Here is a 576-nt window from a genome sequence, read left to right as displayed (position 1 = left end):
ATGAGGCGGCGCTTAACGAAAAAACGGACAGCCGGACGCTGTTCGCCTATGGGTTCACCGCCTTGCAGGCCGGCTATACGCAAACGGCCATTGACAAGCTTGGCGCCTTAAAAGAGCTTGATCCTGACTATGCTCCGCTTTACTTATATTTGGCCAAAGCGTATGAACAGGAAGGACAGCTTCAAAAAAGCTACGAAACTGTGCGGGAAGGCATCAGCATCGATGAATGGAACAAAGAGCTCCGCCTGTATGCCGGCAAGCTCGCGCTGAAACTGAACAAACCGGCCGAAGCGGAAGAGCAATTGCAAAAGGCTCTTGAAATCGACAATGGCTATGTCGAGGCGCTGACGGTGTTATCGGCGCTTTGGCTTCATGAGCAACGCTATGAGGACGTCGTGTCGCTCCTCGAGCGGGCGATGGCTGACGGCGAGTATGATCCACAGTTTGAGTGGGATTTAGGGCGCGCCAAACACCGGTTGGAGCTGTATGATGATGCATTAAACCATTACGCCGAGGCATATAATTTCTTTAAGCATAACGTCGATTTTCTCGAAGAGTACGGATATTTTCTCATCG

1 protein-coding gene is annotated in these 576 nt (G+C 51.2%); it reads left to right on the top strand.

What is annotated here, in order from left to right:
• The coding region (locus tag U1T56_RS24390) for a tetratricopeptide repeat protein (protein ID WP_418162071.1) at window positions 1-576 on the top strand (576 nt) is incomplete at both ends.

This window comes from Benzoatithermus flavus (genome assembly GCF_037908215.1).
GTDB lineage: Bacteria > Pseudomonadota > Alphaproteobacteria > Geminicoccales > Geminicoccaceae > Benzoatithermus > Benzoatithermus flavus.
The sequence above is the reverse complement of the archived record's forward strand: the minus strand, read 5'-3'. Positions and strand labels throughout refer to the sequence as shown.